Origin of the sequence: Aquimarina sp. U1-2 (assembly GCF_017897595.1) — a bacterium.
Lineage (GTDB): Bacteria > Bacteroidota > Bacteroidia > Flavobacteriales > Flavobacteriaceae > Aquimarina.
Genome location: NZ_JAGKIK010000009.1, coordinates 130,858 through 147,034, shown reverse-complemented (window position 1 = coordinate 147,034; position 16,177 = coordinate 130,858). Strand labels below are relative to the sequence as shown.

The window sequence follows — 16,177 nt, the reverse complement described above, 5'->3', positions numbered from 1 at the left end:
TAATAAAAATTTCATTAAATACTTAAATAAAAAAAAGAGTGCTCAACGCACTCTTTTCTCTTCACACAAATCATCTTAATTTAGGGGCTTACTCTAAAATTAAAACTCACTCTTATTGAAAATTTTCATCTTGGGGAGAATGAAAATAATTATTCTTTATTACGATGTAAAGATACAATCTTTTTTCAATCTAGCAAATAAAAAATGTATTTTGTCAATAAAATTATGCTTTTAATCATACTAAACTTAGTTTTTACACTCAAAAAATAGTATTTTTCCTACATTTTGAAAATCTGATTAAAATCCATACAAAATGAGTAAACAAAAAAAGAGTGCTCAACGCACTCTTTTCTCTTCACACAAATCATCTTAATTTAGGGGCTTACTCTAAAATTAAAACTCACTTTTATTAAAAATTTTCACCTTGGGGAGAATGAAAACAATTATTCTTTATTATGATGTAAAGATACACAGTTTTTTTATTCTACCAAACAAAAATACACTTTATCTTATTATATTCGTATTTCATCACTAAATTTAACATTTAAACTTACAAATTCTTACAAATTGATGTAATCTTATACTTTCAAATGTGTAAGCTAATTTTATTAAGCATGGATACTCTATCTATCAGAAACAAAACTACCAAACTCAAAGAAACAGAAAAACTTTTGTCATTTGTCTAAATTCTAATAGTTTTAGATCTATACTCTTTGCCAGATTGAAACTCAAAAGTTCTGTTGATTAAACCTTTATTAATTATTTTAGTCTTATTCTTAATATGAAGAACTGATGCTGAATATTTTGAGTAAAGCGAAAAAGTCAAGATAAGTTCATATTGTAACTATTTACTAAAGTACTACTAAATAAAAATCATTTGAGTATACATCACGATGAAGAAAAACGGTTACTTGCCTCTTTACAATCTGATAAAGATGTCAATGCCGCATTTAGTAAATTAGTATCATTGTATAAGCGACCCTTATACTGGCATGTTAGGAATATGGTAAAAAATCATAAAGACACAGATGATGTATTACAAAACGTATTTATTAAGGTATATCGAAATATTAAAAAATTTAAAGGAGAAAGTAAACTGTATTCCTGGCTATATCGTATTGCTACTAATGAATCTATTACTTTTTTGAATAAAAAAGCTAGAAAGTATAATATTTCTGATTCAGAATTGAGTTTACGAATTGTTGAAAATCTTGAAGCAGATGTATTTTTTGAAGGTGACGAAATTCAGTTGAAGTTGCAAATGGCCATCGCTACGTTGCCTACAAAGCAACAACAGGTATTTAATATGAGATATTTTCAGGAATTAAAATATAAAGAGATGTCTGAGATTCTAGAAACTAGCGAAGGAGCTTTAAAAGCTTCGTATCATTTGGCTACAAAAAAAATTGAAGAATTTATAAAACACAAGTAAACTTTTTGTTGTGTAAAGATTGTAATCATAGTGAAAAAAAACAATACATATAAGAAAAACTCTGGGTTTACAACACCCAAAGGATACTTTGATTCTTTTGACAAACGAGTTTCAAAAAGTTTGGACACCCATCTGGATCAATCCATAGATATTATAAAAAACACAGGCTTTACTGTTCCAAATGACTATTTTAATACTTTTGAAATCAAAATAACGAATAGCACTACTAAATCTAAAAGGAATGCTCAGGTTGTTCCTTTATTTTTTAGTAAAAACGTTACGCCTATAATTGGGATAGCCGCCATATTAGTGATTCTTATTTCAATTTCAGTTTTTCGCTCTAATAAAGATCCACTAAAAAGAATTGAAACCATGGATTTGGCCACTATTCAGAACTACATTTTAGAAAATAGTATGTTATCAAAAGAGGATATAATTTTTAGTCTTGAAGAAATCAATGATACCTACGTATTTGAAGAAAGCACCCTTACTAAAGAAGAACTGTTAGATTACATCTCTGATAACGATGTGATTGACACTATTATATATAGTAACTAAATAACCATTACAGACATTGAATATGCAGTTCTCAAATTTAATAATACAGAATTGGCTACGCTACTTCAAGGAGCGGCCTTACTATTTAGCAACTATTTATCAAAGATATTCGATAGCGTATCCTATTTGATAATTAAAATAAGAAGAAAACAGATGAACAAGATCGTATTTATTATTAGTATAATTTTATTATCGTTTAGTGCTTTTGGCCAAAATTCTAAAGGAGAAAAGATCAAAGCATTAAAAATTGCATATATCACAGAACAATTAGAGTTAAGCAGTCAAGAGGCAGAGCAGTTCTGGCCAATTTATAATGTATACGAGAACAATATGCGTAAGTTAAAAAAACAAGAACGTAATCTTATAAAATCCTTTAGAGATACTCAAGATCAATCACTCGAACTTAGTGAACAAAATGCAAAAAAACACTTAGAAATATATACAGAACTGGTGACTCAAAAATCAACAACCAGAACCTCGCTAATTCAAAATTTACAAGGTGTTTTATCTAATCAAAAAGTTGTGAGATTAATTAAAGCGGAAAACGATTTTAATAGAAAACTATTAGATCGCATAAAGCACTTTCGCAACAAAAAAGGATACGCAAAAGACAATTAGCCTAGTATTGAACATATATTCAATTTACTACTGACCTGATTTAAATTGAAAACGTATCTCGACAACAATAATTACGTATAAAATAAGCGTATTTTGCCACAAAGATCTACCTTTGCAAACCTAAAAAAATATCATGCGCTTACATAGAAATCTTGTTTTTGCCGTTATTGATGGTTTACATTCAATTTTTAATGAAAATGAATATGCCGATAAAGTAGTACAAAAATTACTAAAACGGGACAAACGATGGGGATCTCGAGATCGAAGTTTTGTTGCTGAAACGTTATATGAAATAGTACGTTGGAAACGATTATACGCCGAAATTGCAGAAGTAAAAGCACCATATTCTAGAGAGAAATTGTGGAGAATATTTGCGGTATGGGCAACATTAAGAGGAATTTCGCTACCTGATTGGAAACAAATTGCTCCTACTCCTACGAGACGAATAAAAGGTCGTTTTGATGAACTAAGTAAGATTAGGAAATTTAGAGAATCTATACCAGATTGGCTAGATGAAATGGGAAAAACTGAATTAAAAGGACTCTGGGACAAAGAAATACAAGCCTTAAACAAACAAGCTCCAGTAGTATTACGCGCTAATACATTAAAAATATCAAGAGATCAATTACGAAGTGCTCTAGAAGATGAGGATATAGATACGACGTTTATCAAAGGCTATCCTGATGCGTTGCAACTCGTAGAAAGAACCAATGTTTTTACTACTGAAGCGTTTAAGAAAGGTTATTTTGAGGTGCAAGACGCTTCTTCACAACTGGTCGCAGCTTTTTTAGACGTGCAACCGGGACAACGAGTTGTTGATACCTGCGCCGGTGCTGGTGGCAAAACTCTACATATGGCAGCTTTGATGCAAAACAAAGGTCAAATCATTGCTATGGATATTTATGCTAATAAATTAAAAGAATTAAAAAGAAGAGCTCGAAGAGCTGGTGCGCATAATATCGAACCCAGAACTATTGAAAGTACAAAAGACATAAAAAAACTACATCATAAAGCAGATCGTGTTTTAATTGATGCTCCTTGCAGTGGTTTAGGTGTTTTACGACGCAACCCAGATGCAAAATGGAAGCTTAATCCTGAGTTTATAGAAGAAATTAAACAAACACAAAGCGATATTTTAGAACAGTATTCAAAAATTGTTAAACCCGGTGGCAAATTAGTGTATGCTACTTGTTCCATATTACCTTCAGAAAATCAAGATCAGGTAGCCAAGTTTCTTTCGAAAGATGCAGGTGCTGATTTCAAATTTATTAAAGATCAAAAAATAGTATCCCATCAATCTGGATTTGACGGTTTTTACCTGTCGCTGCTAGAAAAAAAACAATAGTACATATGGTGTAAACCCGTTTTATGCATTAGAAAACACTTCCAACGCTACATCTCACCCAAAGCAATGCTTTGTTGTCCGTATTTTCAAACCTCATAACGATATTCTAATATATCAACGTGGTTAAAATATGTTGAATAATTTATATCAGTTCTACTTTAAAATTGCTCAAATAAAAAGTAGTTATTTTTTGTTCAGACAAAAAAGAAAACTCAATCATAGCCGTAGCTATGGTTGCTTTTTATGTCGAAGTATAAACGGAAAAGAGCAATTTTTGATGCGTAATTTTAAAGTGGAATAGGTATTGGGCATCGAATGATGATTTTATAGCATTCTTTACGTTTAAAATAGTAAATTTGCAACGTATTTAACAATAGACAATTTGCTCATCACATGATTCATTTCTTCGGAAACCAACTTGGTACTGTTTATGCGGTTCAAACTAGTAAAAATATAACTACAGCCAATGAAAAAAAACTCATCTGGCTTTTTGGCAACCAACCAAAATTATCTACGGCGTCTATAGACGCTTTTTTTGTTGGCCCCAGAGCTGCTATGATTACACCATGGAGTACCAATGCTGTAGAAATAACCCAAAATATGGATATTCCTGATATAATAAGGATTGAAGAGTTTAAGGCAGTATCCAAAGATTTTACAGACTTCGATGCTATGCTTTTTCAGAAGTACAACGGTTTACATCAAGATATATATACCATTAATATTGAACCCGAACCCATTATCGCTATTGACGATATTGCTTCGTATAATAAAAGTGAAGGTCTGGCGCTAAGTGATGAAGAAATAGCTTATCTTGAAAACGTAAGTGAAAACATAGGAAGAAAACTTACAGATTCTGAAGTTTTTGGTTTTTCCCAAGTCAATTCAGAACACTGCCGGCATAAAATATTTAATGGCACCTTCATTATTGATGGAGAAGAACAACCTAGTTCTTTATTCAAATTAATCAAGAAGACATCAGAAGCAAATCCCAATGATATTGTTTCTGCTTATAAAGATAATGTTGCTTTTATAAAAGGTCCGAAAACCACACAATTTGCTCCGAAAACGGCAGATAAACCCGATTTTTATAATGAAATCGAGTTTGATAGTGTACTATCTCTAAAAGCAGAAACACATAATTTTCCTACAACGGTCGAACCTTTTAATGGTGCAGCCACGGGTTCTGGAGGTGAGATAAGAGATCGTTTAGCCGGTGGAAAAGGTTCTTTACCGCTTGCCGGGACTGCAGTATACATGACTTCATATTCGAGACTAGAAGAAAATCGTACTTGGGAGCAAGCCATGACCGAAAGAGATTGGCTATACCAAACCCCCATGGATATTTTAATAAAAGCCTCTAATGGAGCTTCTGATTTTGGGAATAAATTTGGCCAACCGCTAATTGCAGGTTCTGTACTTACTTTTGAACATGAGGAGAATGCTAGAAAATTAGGGTTTGACAAAGTGATCATGCAAGCAGGAGGTATTGGTTACGGTAAAGCGAATCAAGCTTTAAAAGATACTCCTGAGACTGGTGACAACATTATCATTTTAGGAGGTGAAAATTACCGTATCGGAATGGGTGGTGCCGCGGTATCATCTGCCGACACCGGAGAATTTAGCAGTGGCATAGAATTAAATGCTATCCAGCGATCAAATCCCGAAATGCAAAAACGAGCTGCTAACGCAATACGAGGAATGATAGAAAGCGATAAAAATACGATCGTTTCAATTCATGATCATGGAGCTGGCGGACACTTAAACTGTCTCTCTGAACTGGTAGAAGAAACTGGTGGAAAAATTGACCTGGATCAATTACCGGTAGGTGATCCTACATTATCGGCAAAAGAAATTATCGGTAACGAATCCCAGGAGCGTATGGGACTGGTTATAGGTCAAAAGGATGTGAGCACTTTAGAACGTATTGCTATGCGCGAACGTTCTCCTTTATACAAGGTTGGAGAAGTTACAGGAGATCATCGCTTTACATTCGAGTCTAAAACTAATGGTGATAAGCCTATGGATCTTGCTTTAACAGACATGTTTGGCAGCTCTCCACAAACCATTATGATCGATCAGACAATAACATACGATTATAACGAGCTAGAGTATACCGTCGATGATTTTCAAAAATATATAACGAATGTCCTACAACTTGAAGCAGTAGCCTGCAAAGACTGGTTAACTAATAAAGTTGATCGTTGTGTAGGTGGACGCGTAGCTAAGCAACAATGTACGGGACCTTTACAATTACCGCTAAATAATTGCGGAGTCATGGCTTTGGACTTTAAAAGCAACCAAGGTATAGCCACCAGTATAGGCCACTCCCCTATTTCGGGTTTAATCGACCCTATTGCAGGAAGTAAAAATTCTATTGCAGAAGCACTAACCAACATCATCTGGGCTCCTCTAAAGGAAGGATTAAAATCTGTGTCATTATCTGCGAATTGGATGTGGCCATGTAAAAATAAAGGAGAAGATGCTAGACTATACAAGGCAGTACAAGCAGTATCAGACTTTACTATTGATTTAGGAATTAATGTTCCCACAGGAAAAGATTCTCTTTCAATGAAACAAAAATATCCTAATGATGAAGTTATTGCTCCGGGAACGGTAATTATTTCGGCGGCTGCTCATTGTGATGATATTACTAAAGTGATAGAACCCGTATTTCAAAAAAATGCAGGTCCTATTTATTATATTAATGTATCTGGCGATCAACACAAATTGGGCGGCTCTTCTTTTGCTCAAGTAATGAATAGCATAGGATCAGAGGCTCCAAGTATTCAAAGTGCAGGTCAATTTAAAACTGTTTTTAACGTAATGCAGGATTTGATTAAAAATGATCAAATAGTCGCAGGTCACGATGTTGCATCAGGGGGGTTGATAACTACATTATTAGAGTTATGTTTTGCAGATGTAGATCTAGGCGCGGCAATAGATCTAACTCCAATAGATGAGTCAGACTCTATAAAATTATTATTTTCAGAAAATGGCGGAATTGTATTTCAGAGTGCGCTTAATGCTAATGTTGATACAATTCTTGCTGAAAATAACATTGAATATTATACTATTGGAAAAGTTACCGAAAACAACCAAGTAACCCTAGAGAACGGCAGCGATTCGTTCCATCTGGATATCGAAGAACTCAGAAATACCTGGTTCAAAACATCATTTTTATTGGATCAAAAGCAAACTTCAAATGATTTAGCAAAAGATCGCTATAAAAATTTTGCTAAACAGCCCTTGCAGTTTAAATTTCCTATTCATTTTATGGGAAGAAAACCACTTATTGATACTACCCGACCAAGGCCTAAAGCAGCTATTATTCGAGAAAAAGGAAGCAACTCTGAACGTGAAATGGCTAATGCTATGTACCTGGCCGGTTTTGATGTTAAGGATGTACATATGACTGACCTAATCTCTGGCAGAGAAACTTTAGAAGACATCCAATTTATTGGTGCCGTAGGTGGTTTTTCAAATAGTGATGTTCTGGGATCTGCCAAAGGGTGGGCCGGAGCCTTTTTATATAATGACAAAGCAAATACAGCACTTAAGAAATTTTTTGAACGAGAAGACACACTTTCTGTTGGTATTTGTAATGGTTGCCAATTGTTTATGGAGCTAGAACTAATCCATCCAGAACATAAAGATCACGGTAAAATGACGTATAATGACTCTCATAAACATGAAAGTGGTTTTACTTCTGTAAAAATTCAAAAAAATCATTCTGTGATGCTTTCTTCTCTAGCAGGAAGTACTTTAGGGGTATGGATTTCACATGGTGAAGGTAAGTTTAATCTTCCGTTAGATGAAGATCAATATCATATTGTAGCAAAATATGGTTACGATACATATCCCGCAAATCCAAATGGATCTGATTATAATACGGCAATGATGAGTGATGCCACAGGTCGTCATTTGGTAATGATGCCTCATATCGAACGGTCAATTTTTCAATGGAATTGGGCACATTATCCAAAAGGGAGACATGACGAGGTATCTCCTTGGATCGAAGCATTTGTGAATGCAAGAAAGTGGATAGAAGATAATCAGACTATTTAAAACAGTCTGATTATCCATTTTGTATAGACTGGTTCCAATTAATAGCCTGCAACATCAGGAAACTGATTAAAAATATCATCTACATATGTCGAAATAGCTTTAGAACTGTTCTCTTTATAAATTTGATCTGAAGCTGTTCCTCTCCACACTACTTTTTTGGTCTTTCTATCGACAAGATCAACAATAAGCGTTCCTTCTTTATATTTATAAACATCGGTATCATACCCTACTATTTGATTGTAGTTCGTAAAATTGGTATAATAATAAGGGTCGTAGTAAGGGCTCACCGCCGGCGTAATATCTGCATAGGGATAGGTAGCATACACTGGATCGGTATATGTTTCGGTTTCAGTATCTGTTTTGGTTCTTATAAGCACCAGTAAGTCAGGATTCTCTCTATCCATAGTATAGCCGGCTTGCTTTAAATTAGAATTTACTCTTTGGATCACTTTCGAACCTATCGTTTTATCATTATAACCGATGTTAGCATCATCAAAATTACTATTCGGTAAATAAGCAAACGTGCTATACTTACTTAAATCCTCATCAGACATTTTTACGGTTTGTACGGTAGGACCACAAGCAAATAATACAACGGCAACAGCTAGTCCTGCTAAACTTAATACGTGTTTCTTTTTCATCACATTAAAATTTAAAATTAATAGTACATTACCTCAATACAAGGTTCGAGGTAATTCTTTCTTTTTAGTATTTTAAAATTATACCCATACGGTGTGTTTTGTTAATGCATTCCGTAATTTAATATCCTTTTAACTGTTTTGTAATCAAAGTAGCGCGAAAAAGCTTGTTTAAGAGAATTATTTGATTTTTAATCTTAAAAATTATTTAAAAAATTTGACCCTAGTTTCCATATTATATTCACTACAAAATGTATTGAGCACATAAGTATGTAATAGTTCACCGAAAACACAATCTTAAAATTAAAAGTAACCCGTTTACAACGGTAGCTCATTAACTCTTAAAAGTAAAATCAGTTTATGACATTAGAATATGAAACAAAGAAAATTGTACATTCTCAAGTTCAGAATCGTTAATAAAAACAATAAAATGTTATGAAGTTATCAAAATACCGGTGCTTTTTTTATATCTTAGAGTTGTGTATTCTAAGATTTTTTATAATTTGCAAAACTATGCACGCATAGCAGTTTTTTAGGGTTATAAATACTGCTTAAAAAATGTAAAACACTATATGACGACAATTACTAGACTGTTTGATTTTCCACATTACCAATTAGAAAAATATAACTTAGATAAGGCTTTGGTAACCAAATATAATGGTGAATGGGTTGCTACATCTTCATCAGAATATGTAGAGAAAGCCAACCAAATTAGTCGTGGTTTATTACGATTAGGAGTACAGCCTAATGATAAGATAGCTATTATATCATCTACCAATAGAACAGAATGGAATATTACCGATATTGGCATTCTTCAAATTGGCGCTCAAGACGTACCTATTTATCCTACTATTTCTCAAGAAGATTATGAATATGTTTTAAATCACTCTGAGTCTGTTTATTGTTTTGTTTCAGATGATGAAGTTTATCAAAAAGTTAAGAATATACAGGCGAATGTACCGTCTTTAAAAGAAGTATATTCATTCAACGACATTTCAGGATGTAAAAACTGGAATGAAGTTTTAGAACTAGGTAAAGATAGTAGTAATCAAAGTCAGGTCGAAGAAATTATGGCTTCAATCAAAGAAGAAGATCTTGCTACCTTAATATATACATCGGGTACTACAGGAAGGCCGAAGGGAGTTATGCTAAGTCATAAAAATATTGTAAGCAACGCTATAGCAAGTTCGACCCGATTTCCATTAGAAAGTGGAAACAGCAAAGCATTAAGTTTTTTACCTGTTTGCCATATCTACGAAAGAATGACTATGTATTTTTATCAATACTGTGGGGTATCTATTTATTTTGCAGAATCTTTAGAAACTATTAGTGATAACCTAAAAGAAGTCAAACCGAATGTAATGACAGCGGTACCTCGACTATTAGAAAAGGTGTATGACAAAATTATCGCCAAAGGTACCGATCTTACCGGAATCAAAAAGAAACTTTTCTTCTGGGCAGTAGAACTTGGATTGAAGTATGAGCCCTACGGAGCTAATGGTTGGTTTTATGAAAAGAAGCTTGGTATTGCCAGAAAATTGATTTTTAGCAAATGGCAGGAAGCTTTAGGAAATAATATGCAAGTAATTGCCTCAGGAAGTGCAGCACTGCAACCTAGATTGGCGCGAGTTTTTAATGCTGCAGGACTTCCTGTCATGGAAGGCTATGGTTTAACAGAAACTTCTCCGGTAATTTCTGTTAATGATGTAAGAAATAAAGGATTTAAAATAGGAACCGTAGGTAAAATGCTTCCGAACACCGAAGTAAAAATTGCTGAAGACGGAGAAATTTTAGTAAAAGGCCCCCAAGTGATGCAAGGCTATTACAAAGACGAAGAAAAAACCAATGAAGCTCTCAAAGATGGATATTTTCATACCGGTGATATCGGTGAAATTGATAGCGAAGGTTTTTTACGTATCACAGATCGCAAAAAAGAAATGTTCAAAACTTCGGGAGGTAAATACGTGGCACCGCAACTTATTGAAAATGCAATGAAACAGTCACGTTTTATCGAACAAATTATGGTTATTGGTGAAGGTGAGAAAATGCCTGCCGCTTTTATACAACCTAATTTCGAATTTTTGAAGGAATGGGCAGAACGAAAAGGAATAAAAGTAGACACCTCTTTTGAAGCAGTCATCACTAACTCGAAAGTGATTGATCGTTACCAAGAAGAAATAGATAAACACAACGAAAAATTTGGAAAATGGGAACGCGTAAAAAAATTCGAACTCACAGCAGATGAGTGGAGTATCGATGCAGGTCATCTTACCCCTACTATGAAATTAAGAAGAAAAATAATTAAAGAAAAATACGCAGTATTATACTCAAAAATTTATGGCTAATTCAATGCACTGATTACAATAGCATATGCGTACAAGCTTAACTATAAATCAGTAAACTCCTCATTTTATGAGGAGTTTTTTTATTAATTCATTAGAAAAACGTAAATTACTTGAAATAATCACAAATATTTACATTATTTATTATGCGTGCATAATAAATTTTCTTACCTTTACCTTCATAATATAATTTGAATGAGGGAAAAAACAATTGATTATGCACTTAGAGCCACCTGGATGGCCGTTGCGAAGATGTATAATGAAGAGGCGAGCAAAAAAGGGAGTACTATGGCTACCGGTTTTGCGCTATTAAGTATTGACCCAGAAAATGGCACCCCATCAACCTCATTAGGTCCCAAAATGGGGATGGAAGCCACTAGTCTTTCTCGTACTTTGAAAACTATGGAAGAAAAAGGATTGATTTTTAGGAAAAAAAATCCTCAGGACGGCCGTGGCGTATTGATCTATTTAACCCCTTTTGGTGTAGAAATGAGAGACTTTTCAAAAGAAGTTGTTTTTGCCTTCGATAATGCGGTGAAAAAACACATTCCGAAAGAGAAACTAGACGTTTTTTTGGAAGTATTCCAAATGATCAATGATCTTATTGCCTCAAAAAAAGTGTACACAAAACAAGAAACTATAACACCTTAACAATTTAAAGTTAACAATGAAAAGAACCATTAAAAAAATTGCTGTCGTCGGATCAGGAATTATGGGATCCGGGATTGCTTGTCATTTCGCAAACATTGGTGTCGAAGTGCTATTATTAGATATAGTTCCCAGAGAACTAAACGACAAAGAAAAAGCAAAAGGGCTTACTCTCGAAGATGATGTGGTACGCAACCGACTTGTAAATGACGCTCTGGCTGCGGCCTTAAAATCAAAACCGTCTCCTATTTATCACCCAAAATTCGCTAATCGTATCACTACTGGTAATCTTGAAGACGATATTTCAAAAGTTGCCGATGTAGATTGGATCATCGAAGTAGTGGTAGAAAGACTGGATATTAAAAAGGTGGTATTCGAAAACCTTGAAAAACATAGAACTCCGGGTACGTTGATAACCTCAAACACATCTGGAATTCCTATCCAATTCATGAGTGAGGGGCGAAGTGATGATTTTCAGAAACATTTCTGCGGGACACACTTCTTTAATCCGGCAAGATATCTTAAACTATTTGAAATCATCCCCGGACCAAACACTTCACAAGAAGTACTGGATTTTCTTAATGGTTACGGAGAACAATTTCTAGGTAAAACCTCAGTGGTTGCCAAAGATACTCCTGCTTTTATCGGTAATAGAATAGGGATTTTTAGTATCATGAGTTTGTTCCATATGGTAAAAGATATGGGATTAACTATCGAAGAGGTAGATAAATTAACTGGACCGGTAATTGGACGACCTAAATCTGCCACTTTTCGTACAGTCGATGTAGTAGGTCTTGATACGCTGGTTCATGTTGCCAATGGTATTGCAGAGAATTGCCCTGATGACGAACGCCATGAGCTATTTAAGCTTCCTGATTTCATCAATACGATGATGGAAAATAAATGGTTAGGAAGTAAAACCGGACAGGGATTTTATAAAAAGAATGTTACTTCAGATGGAAAGAAAGAAATTCTTTCTCTGGATTTGGATACGCTAGAATATCGAAGCAATAAAAAAGCATCTTTTGCAACGTTAGAAATGACCAAATCTGTAGATAAGGTTATTGATCGTTTTAAAATTTTAGTTTCCGGTAAAGACAAAGCTGGTGAATTTTATCGCAAGAATTTTGCAGCATTGTTTGCCTATGTGTCTCACCGCATTCCCGAAATTACCGATGATCTCTATAAAATAGATGACGCAATGAAAGCAGGTTTTGGATGGGAACATGGTCCTTTCCAGATTTGGGATGCTATTGGTGTCGAAAAAGGAATTGAAATTATGAAAGCCGAAGGTCATGAGCCTGCCGCATGGATACATGATATGATAGCTTCAGGAAGCACATCTTTTTATACAGTGAAGGAAGGGGCGACGTATTATTACGATATTCCGAAGAAAGCACAAACAAAAGTACCGGGGCAAGATGCTTTTATTATTCTTGATAACATTAGAAAATCTTCTGAAGTATTTAAAAATAGCGGTGTAGTTGTTGAAGATTTGGGCGACGGAATTCTAAATGTAGAATTTCAGAGTAAAATGAATACTATTGGAGGCGATGTTCTTGCAGGATTAAATAAAGCCATTGATATGGCCGAAAAAGACTTTCAGGGATTAGTGGTCGGGAATCAGGCCGCAAACTTTTCAGTAGGTGCTAATATCGGTATGATTTTTATGATGGCTGTAGAACAAGAATATGATGAGCTCAATATGGCTATAAAATATTTTCAAGATTCGATGATGCGTATGCGCTATTCTTCAATTCCTACAATCGTTGCTCCGCATGGTATGACTTTAGGTGGTGGTTGTGAGATTTCATTACATGCAGACAAAGTAGTTGCTGCGGCAGAAACGTATATGGGACTGGTAGAGTTTGGTGTAGGTGTCATTCCTGGTGGAGGTGGCTCTAAAGAAATGGCGTTGAGAGCTTCAGACCTTTTCAAAAAAGACGATGTTGAATTGAATATTCTTCAGGATCACTTTTTGACTATCGGTATGGCCAAAGTTTCAACATCGGCGTATGAAGCTTATGACACGAATCTTCTTCAAAAAGGCAAAGATATCGTTGTTGTTAACAAAGATCGCCAAATCGCTACAGCAAAATCATATGCGAAATTACTGGCAGAACAAGGGTATACGCAACCTCCTCGCCGTAAAGACATAAAAGTACTTGGTAAGCAAGCGCTCGGAATGTTCTTAGTAGGTACAGACTCTATGGAAGCCAGTAATTATATTTCTGAACATGACCAGAAAATAGCAAACAAACTTGGATACGTAATGGCAGGTGGTGATTTATCAGAACCCACTCTGGTTACAGAACAGTACCTTCTGGATTTAGAAAGAGAAGCGTTTTTATCACTTTGTAGTGAACGCAAAACACTAGAACGTATCGAGCACATGTTAAAGAAAGGGAAACCGTTACGTAACTAAGATTAGAATCTAGAAACTAGACTTTAAGAGAATAGACTAATGGCTAGACATAATTCTAAAAAATTAAAGATTTGGCAGGAAAGTATAAAATCGGTGAGTATGAGTTATCAACTTACTAAAACATTTCCCGACTACAAAAAATTTAACGTAGTTAGTCAAATGAATCGATGTGCAATTTCTATTCCCTCAAATATAGCAGAAGGATTTAGTAAAAGTACTAATAAACATTTTAGAAAATTTTTAGAAAACAGTCTAGGATCAGCATTCGAATGAGAAACACAACTTATTGTTTCTTACAACGAAAGCTATTTAGAAAAAACAAAGTTTGAAGAATTAGAAAATAAAATTTTACAAATACAGAAAATGATAGGTTCTTTTATGGATAATGTAAACAACTAGAAATCTAGGTTCTAGTCTCTAGATTCCAGAGTCTCTATTTTCAAAAAATAAATTAATACTATGAGTAAGACCGCATATATAGTAAAAGCATACAGAACTGCCGTAGGGAAAGCACCTCGCGGGGTGTTCAGATTTAAAAGAACAGACGAACTAGCTGCTGAAACCATTCAGCATATGATGAAAGAGCTTCCGCAATTAGACAAAGCCCGTATTGACGATGTTATTGTAGGAAATGCAATGCCAGAAGGGGCGCAGGGGCTTAATATGGCTCGTTTAATCTCTTTAATGGGATTAGACGCTATAGACGTACCAGGGGTAACTGTGAATAGATTTTGTTCTTCAGGAATTGAAACTATTGGTATGGCCACCGCGAAAATACAAGCAGGAATGGCAGATTGTATCATTGCCGGGGGGGCAGAAAGTATGAGTGCCGTACCCATGACAGGTTACAAAACCGAATTGAACTATGATCTCGCCAAATCTGGACATGAAGATTATTACTGGGGCATGGGAAATACTGCAGAAGCTGTTGCCAATCAATTTAATGTATCTAGAGAAGATCAAGATGAGTTTGCCTATAATTCACATATGAAAGCACTCAAAGCTCAGGCTGAAGATCGTTTTCAGGATCAAATTGTGCCTATTAACGTAGAGCAGGTATATGTTGATGAAAACGGAAAAAGGGCTACCAAGTCCTATACCGTTACGAAAGATGAAGGCCCGCGAAAAGGAACCAGCAAAGAAGTACTGGGTAAATTAAGACCGGTTTTTGCTGCAGGTGGTAGTGTGACTGCCGGTAACTCTTCTCAAATGAGTGACGGAGCTGCTTTTGTTATGGTAATGAGCGAAGAAATGGTTAAAGAATTAAACCTAGAACCTATTGCTCGTTTAGTGAATTATGCCGCTGCCGGTGTTGAACCCAGAATTATGGGAATAGGACCAGTTAAGGCAATTCCTAAAGCCCTGAAGCAAGCAGGACTGAAACAAAGCGATATCGAACTTATTGAACTTAACGAAGCATTTGCCTCTCAATCCCTGGCTGTGATCAGAGAACTTGATTTAAATCCTGACATCATCAATGTGAATGGTGGAGCCATAGCTCTAGGTCATCCGTTAGGGTGTACAGGAGGAAAACTATCAGTGCAACTATTTGACGAGATGCGCAAACGCGACATGAAAGGAAAATACGGTATGGTTACGATGTGTGTAGGTACAGGTCAAGGGGCAGCTGGGATATATGAATTTTTAAATTAGTATTAAGGAGAAGAGACAAGAGAGAAGAGAGAAGAGAGAAGAGAGAAGAAAAAAAATAATAAATATATTATTGAAACGGCATAATTATAAAAACCTGAAGATATGGAAGTTAGGTTTGGAAATTACTAATGATATTTCTGATCTGCTGGAAACTTTTCCCAAACATGAACGTTATGATCTATCTTCTCAACTTAGTAGATGCTCAATCTCTATTCCTAGTAATATAGCTGAAGGTTCCGCGAGAACAGATAAATCTTTCAAACATTATTTAGATGTTTCGTTAGGTTCTTCTTTTGAATTAGGAACTCAATTGCTAATAGCATATCATAGAAAATATATTAACAAAAAACAATTAGAACAATTTGAAGATAAGGTAGAAGAATTTCAAAAAATGACAATGAGTTTTCAAAATAAGATTACTTAATTCATCTCTTTTCTATTCTCTATTTT

At 34.8% G+C, this 16,177-nt stretch carries 12 protein-coding genes; 11 read left to right on the top strand and 1 reads right to left on the bottom strand.

Annotation, left to right across the window (positions count from 1 at the left end):
- Positions 1–877: 877 nt before the first annotated feature.
- The 5 genes from J8281_RS12835 to purL all read left to right on the top strand — a co-directional run bounded on the left by J8281_RS12835 (position 878) and on the right by purL (position 8,021).
- The gene (locus J8281_RS12835) at positions 878–1,432 is read left to right on the top strand and encodes an RNA polymerase sigma factor (protein WP_246849111.1); all 555 of its coding nucleotides are present in this window, start codon (positions 878–880) and stop codon (positions 1,430–1,432) included.
- Between the two features lie 30 nt (positions 1,433–1,462).
- Positions 1,463–1,990: a hypothetical protein gene (locus J8281_RS12830; protein ID WP_210198035.1), complete on the top strand. Its 528-nt coding sequence runs from the start codon at positions 1,463–1,465 to the stop codon at positions 1,988–1,990.
- 153 nt (positions 1,991–2,143) lie between these two features.
- The gene (locus J8281_RS12825; protein WP_210198034.1) at positions 2,144–2,608 is read left to right on the top strand and encodes a hypothetical protein; all 465 of its coding nucleotides are present in this window, start codon (positions 2,144–2,146) and stop codon (positions 2,606–2,608) included.
- 133 nt (positions 2,609–2,741) lie between these two features.
- Positions 2,742–3,953, top strand: a complete 1,212-nt coding sequence (locus tag J8281_RS12820; RefSeq protein WP_210198033.1) for an RsmB/NOP family class I SAM-dependent RNA methyltransferase — start codon at positions 2,742–2,744, stop codon at positions 3,951–3,953.
- Between the two features lie 393 nt (positions 3,954–4,346).
- Positions 4,347–8,021, top strand: coding sequence for a phosphoribosylformylglycinamidine synthase (purL, locus tag J8281_RS12815; protein WP_210198032.1), 3,675 nt, complete (start codon positions 4,347–4,349; stop codon positions 8,019–8,021).
- A 38-nt stretch (positions 8,022–8,059) separates the two neighbouring features.
- On the opposite strand, the gene J8281_RS12810 is transcribed toward purL, so the two are convergent.
- Positions 8,060–8,662, bottom strand: coding sequence for a DUF4136 domain-containing protein (locus J8281_RS12810; RefSeq protein WP_210198031.1), 603 nt, complete (start codon positions 8,660–8,662; stop codon positions 8,060–8,062).
- A 569-nt stretch (positions 8,663–9,231) separates the two neighbouring features.
- Between J8281_RS12810 and J8281_RS12805 the strand changes: the two genes are divergently transcribed.
- The 6 genes from J8281_RS12805 to J8281_RS12780 all read left to right on the top strand — a co-directional run bounded on the left by J8281_RS12805 (position 9,232) and on the right by J8281_RS12780 (position 16,151).
- A complete protein-coding gene (locus J8281_RS12805; RefSeq protein ID WP_210198030.1) occupies positions 9,232–11,004 on the top strand; it encodes a long-chain fatty acid--CoA ligase in 1,773 nt (590 codons plus the stop codon).
- A 192-nt stretch (positions 11,005–11,196) separates the two neighbouring features.
- Positions 11,197–11,652, top strand: coding sequence for a MarR family winged helix-turn-helix transcriptional regulator (locus tag J8281_RS12800; protein ID WP_210198029.1), 456 nt, complete (start codon positions 11,197–11,199; stop codon positions 11,650–11,652).
- 16 nt (positions 11,653–11,668) lie between these two features.
- Complete coding sequence (locus J8281_RS12795; protein WP_210198028.1) at positions 11,669–14,074, top strand: 3-hydroxyacyl-CoA dehydrogenase/enoyl-CoA hydratase family protein; 2,406 nt, start codon at positions 11,669–11,671, stop codon at positions 14,072–14,074.
- A 39-nt stretch (positions 14,075–14,113) separates the two neighbouring features.
- Positions 14,114–14,347: a four helix bundle protein gene (locus J8281_RS19715; protein ID WP_256437892.1), complete on the top strand. Its 234-nt coding sequence runs from the start codon at positions 14,114–14,116 to the stop codon at positions 14,345–14,347.
- Positions 14,348–14,533: 186 nt separating this feature from the next.
- On the top strand, positions 14,534–15,727 hold the full coding sequence (locus J8281_RS12785) for an acetyl-CoA C-acyltransferase (RefSeq protein WP_210198027.1): 1,194 nt from the start codon (positions 14,534–14,536) through the stop codon (positions 15,725–15,727).
- A gap of 70 nt (positions 15,728–15,797) precedes the next feature.
- Positions 15,798–16,151 (top strand): four helix bundle protein, encoded by a 354-nt coding sequence (locus J8281_RS12780; RefSeq protein ID WP_210198026.1) that lies wholly within the window; start codon positions 15,798–15,800, stop codon positions 16,149–16,151.
- Positions 16,152–16,177: the final 26 nt, after the last annotated feature.

Coding starts and splice junctions, on each gene's coding strand:
- J8281_RS12795 (WP_210198028.1), top strand. CDS start 11,669: ATGAAAAGAACCATTAAAAAAATTGCTGTCGTCGGATCAGGAATTATG.
- purL (WP_210198032.1), top strand. CDS start 4,347: ATGATTCATTTCTTCGGAAACCAACTTGGTACTGTTTATGCGGTTCAA.
- J8281_RS12825 (WP_210198034.1), top strand. CDS start 2,144: ATGAACAAGATCGTATTTATTATTAGTATAATTTTATTATCGTTTAGT.
- J8281_RS12785 (WP_210198027.1), top strand. CDS start 14,534: ATGAGTAAGACCGCATATATAGTAAAAGCATACAGAACTGCCGTAGGG.
- J8281_RS12810 (WP_210198031.1), bottom strand. CDS start 8,662: ATGAAAAAGAAACACGTATTAAGTTTAGCAGGACTAGCTGTTGCCGTT.
- J8281_RS12805 (WP_210198030.1), top strand. CDS start 9,232: ATGACGACAATTACTAGACTGTTTGATTTTCCACATTACCAATTAGAA.
- J8281_RS12820 (WP_210198033.1), top strand. CDS start 2,742: ATGCGCTTACATAGAAATCTTGTTTTTGCCGTTATTGATGGTTTACAT.
- J8281_RS19715 (WP_256437892.1), top strand. CDS start 14,114: ATGGCTAGACATAATTCTAAAAAATTAAAGATTTGGCAGGAAAGTATA.
- J8281_RS12800 (WP_210198029.1), top strand. CDS start 11,197: ATGAGGGAAAAAACAATTGATTATGCACTTAGAGCCACCTGGATGGCC.